A 3,909-nucleotide genomic window follows, 5' to 3' on the forward strand; every position below is an offset into this window, starting at 1 on the left:
CCTTGCCTGGGTTGAGGATGTTCAGCGGGTCCAGGGCCGCCTTGATGCGGTGCTGCAGTTCGCGGGAGAGGTCGCCGACCTCGGCGGTGACCCAGTCCTGCTTGAGCAGGCCGACGCCGTGCTCACCGGTCAGCGTCCCGCCCAGGGACCGGGCGAGTTCGAACATGCGTCCCAGCGCCTCCTTCGGGGCGCCGGTGGTGATCGACTCCCCGGGTTCGACGACGATCATCGGGTGCAGGTTGCCGTCGGCGGCGTGGGCAATCGTGTAGATCCTGACCCCGGTGTCCCGGGAAATCTCCTGGATGCCGGTGACGATCTCGGCCAGCCGGTTCCGCGGCACGCCGACGTCGCCGATGGAGGTGCGCCCCAGTTGTTGGAGCGACGGGATCGCATCCCGGCGTGCCTGCACCAGCGCTTCCGCCTGGACCGGGTCCTGGGGGACGAAGACGGATTCGGCGAACGGTTCGATGGCCTTGAGCACCACGTCGCGCTCGATTTCGGCACCGAAACGTCCGTCTGGGCCAGCAGGAAGGCACCGCCGCGCTGCCGGTGGTCCGTGCCCGTGGCCAGATCGATGGCCCCTAGGGTGGGTCCGTCGACCAGTTCCAGTAACGCCGGGGTGGCCCGCGCGGCGACGACGGCGGAGGCCGCCGCGGCTGCGCTTTCAACATCGCGGAAGTAGGCGGCGACGGTCGCAGTGGCCACCGGCATCGGCCGCAGCCGTAGGGTCGCCTCGACGACGACGCCGAGGGTGCCTTCGGAGCCGATGAACAGGGCGTTCATGTCGTAGCCGGTCACGGCCTTAATGGTTTCGGTGCCGGTAACCAGCACGCGGCCGTCGGCCAGGACAACTTTCAGGGCCAGGACGGACTCGCGGGTCACGCCATACTTGGCGCAGCGCATGCCGCCGGCATTGGTGGCGATATTGCCGCCGATGGAGCAGTAGAGCGTGCTGGCCGGATCCGGGGCATAGAAGAGTCCGAATTCGGCGGCGGCCGCGTTCAGTTCGGCGTTCAGGACGCCGGGTTCGACGACGGCGAGCTGCTCCACCGGGTCGATGCGCAGGATCCGGTTCATCCGGCTGACGTCCAGCACGATCTCCCCGGCCTGCGCCGAGGCGCCGGCGGCCAGGCCGGTGCCGGCCCCGCGGGGCACCACCGGCAGCCGGTGGGCGCTGGCCGCGCGGAGGGTATCCACCACATCCTGGAGGGACTCGGCCAGCACGACGCCGTCGGGCAGCGTCGGGGGCACATAGCCGGAGCGGTCGGTGCGGACGAGTTCAAGGTCGGCGGGATCCCGGGTAAAGCGGGGCAGCGCGGCGAAAGCGTCGGGGAGATCGGGAACCAGATTGATCGACATTGATGCGTCCTCGCTTGGATGTGCCGGCATGGAGTCCACATTCCTACGACCTGCTGCAGGGCACAAGCCCCTAGCACGGTCCGGTTTCCGAATCGAAAGTGTTGCGAAGCATTACCGTCAGGGACGGCGGATTTTGCAGTGTGACGGACCTGCCCTGCAGAATCGGTACCAGAATCAAGAGTTCCAGCCACAAGGCCCTGGCCGGCTGGACGGCAACCCTCGCCGCTGTAGTGGGGTGCCCCAGGTGACGATTCGACGCGGACCCGGCGCAGGATCGGGCGCGTAAGTATGGCGCATCGTTCCGCGGGCGCCGCGAGCCTTGAAGGTCCACCATGACTGCAACACTGCCCGCTGTCGGGGAGCGCCCTGAGAGCATCGGTACCCACATCGCCCGCAAGAAGCGGGTGCTGTCCTCCGCGTTCGTCGGCACCACTATCGAGTGGTACGACTTCTACCTCTACGGCACAGCCGCCGCGCTGATCTTCAACCAGCAGTTCTTCCCGTCCTCCACGCCGATCGGTGGCATCCTGGCCTCCTTCGCCACCTTCGCGGTGGGCTTCTTCGCCCGCCCCGTTGGCGGCATCGTGGCCGGCCAGCTGGGCGACCGGATCGGCCGCAAGTCGCTGCTGGTGATCTCGCTGCTGACCATGGGCATCGCCTCCACGGCGATCGGCCTGCTGCCGACCTTCGCGCAGGCGGGCTGGTTCGCCGTCGTCGGCCTGGTGCTGCTGCGCCTGCTGCAGGGCCTGTCCGCCGGCGCCGAGTGGGGCGGTTCCGCCCTGCTGTCCGTCGAGCACGCGCCGAGCCACCTGCGCGGTTTCTTCGGCAGCTTCACCCAGATCGGCTCCGCCGCGGGCATGCTGCTGGCCACGGGTGCCTTCGCGGTGACCCAGTCGGTGCTGGGCGCCGAGCAGTTCGCCGCCTTCGGCTGGCGCATCCCGTTCCTGCTCTCCGCCGTGCTGGTGGTGGTGGGCCTGGTGATCCGCCTGGGCGTGGATGACGCACCGGAGTTCAAGGAACTCAAGGAGGAGAAGCAGGTGGAGGCCTGGCCGGTCAAGCGAGTGCTGCGCGAACACCCGCGGGCCATCCTGATCACCATCGGCCTGCGCCTGGCCCAGCCGGCACTGTTCTTCCTCCTCACCGTCTACATCCTCAGCTACCTGAAAGAACGCCGCGACGACAGCGCCGCCGGCCTGACCGCCATCCTGATCGTTTCCGCGCTGGGCATCATCTCCGGCCCGTTCTGGGGCTGGCTCTCGGACAAGGTGGGCCGGCGCCGGATCGCCGTGAGCAGCGCCGTCGGCATAGCCGCATTCATCTGGCCGTTCTTCTGGTTCCTGGATAATGGGCCGCTGGTGCTGCTGCCGCTGGTGATGATCGTGGGCATGAACCTGCTGCACGATTCCATCTACGGACCGCAGGCGGCCTGGTTCGCGGAGCAGTTCCCCGTGCACCTGCGCTACAGCGGCGTCTCCTTCGGCTACCAGGTGGGCACCGTGCTCTCCGGCGGCCTGACCCCGTTCATCGCCGCGTCCCTGCTGGAGCTGGGCGGCAACGAGCCGTGGCTGATCTGCGGCTACCTGGTGCTGCTGGCCGGCCTGACCACCTGGGCGGCGCTGGCCGCGAAGGACCCGGCCGTCCAGGAGCGGGCGGCGCTGGCAGAGCGGCGCGTCGCCGCCTGACGCCCTCAGGCTCGACGCCGGCACTCGGGTTCCCCCGGCAGACGGAACCTAAGTGCCGGCGTCGTCATTTAATGCACCTTCCCCTCCCGCTGACTTTGCGCGAAACGCACGAATGGGCGCTTAAATGAACGTGTGCTGCGGAGTGAACGGGGGCAGGTCAGCGGGAGGGGGCGAGCCCACTGAGCCATTGCGGGGCGAGGCTTTGGAAGACGCGGGGCTCCAGAGCGGGCGCGCCGGCGGGGATGGCACCGGCCAGCGGCACGTGCAGGCCGCGCAGGTACTCGGCATTGCTGGCTTCCACCTCGTCCGGTTCCTCGGGCCACGCGCCGATCACCACGCCCGCCACCGCCAGCCCGCGCCGGTCCAGCGCCTCCAGTGTGAGCAGGCAGTGGTTGAGGGTTCCCAGGCCGCTGCGGGCGACGACGATGACGCCTACGGTCAGGGCGGATGGCGGGTCGGAGCGGGTGCCGGCCCCGCCGCTGAGGTCCGCCGCGAGGTCCGCCAGCGTATGCCTGGCCGAGTCCAGTTCGACCAGCAAGCCGCCGGCGCCCTCCACCAGCACGTGGTTGTGGGTTGCGGCGAGCTGCCGGATCCGGTCCACATGAACCTCCAGGCCGGGCAGCCGGGCGTCCTCGCGGAGGGCGGCGGCCACCGGGGCCATCGGTGCCCGCAGCCGGGCGCCGTCGGAAACCGCCGCCAGGCCGGCCAGGCGCCGCACTTCGTCCGAGTCGCCAGGCTCGCCGTCCTCGACTCCGGTTTGGGCCGGCTTGTAGGCGGCCACCGTCCGGCTGCCCCATGCCGGCGAGGTGAGGGCGGCGGCCAGCGCTGCCGTCGTCATGGTCTTGCCCACCCCGGTGTCGGTGCCGGT

Annotated in this window: 3 protein-coding genes, 1 pseudogene and 1 riboswitch; of the genes and pseudogenes, 1 reads left to right on the plus strand and 3 read right to left on the minus strand. The window is 69.7% G+C overall.

Going from position 1 to position 3,909, the window contains the following annotated elements; all coding sequences use genetic code 11:
• Nucleotides 1-484, minus strand: a 484-nt coding sequence (locus tag AC5RW2_RS41115) for an FAD-binding oxidoreductase (RefSeq protein ID WP_494075301.1), incomplete at its 3' end; no start/stop codon positions are given.
• 395 nt (nucleotides 485-879) lie between these two features.
• A pseudogene (locus tag AC5RW2_RS41120) lies at nucleotides 880-1,389 on the minus strand (FAD-binding oxidoreductase); the annotation flags it as partial.
• 142 nt (nucleotides 1,390-1,531) lie between these two features.
• A riboswitch (SAM riboswitch) is annotated at nucleotides 1,532-1,654 on the plus strand.
• 37 nt (nucleotides 1,655-1,691) lie between these two features.
• On the opposite strand from AC5RW2_RS41120, the gene AC5RW2_RS41125 reads away from it, so the two are divergent.
• Nucleotides 1,692-3,041, plus strand: a complete 1,350-nt coding sequence (locus AC5RW2_RS41125) for an MFS transporter (protein ID WP_494030870.1) — start codon at nucleotides 1,692-1,694, stop codon at nucleotides 3,039-3,041.
• Nucleotides 3,042-3,198: 157 nt separating this feature from the next.
• Here AC5RW2_RS41125 and bioD read toward each other — a convergent pair.
• The coding region (bioD, locus tag AC5RW2_RS41130; RefSeq protein WP_494075302.1) for a dethiobiotin synthase at nucleotides 3,199-3,909 on the minus strand (711 nt) is incomplete at its 5' end.

The sequence above is a fragment of the Arthrobacter sp. B0316-1-20 genome, from assembly GCF_059091865.1.

Bases quoted from the DNA above. Each gene is read 5' to 3' on its own strand.
- AC5RW2_RS41125 (WP_494030870.1), top strand. From the start codon at position 1,692: ATGACTGCAACACTGCCCGCTGTCGGGGAGCGCCCTGAGAGCATCGGT.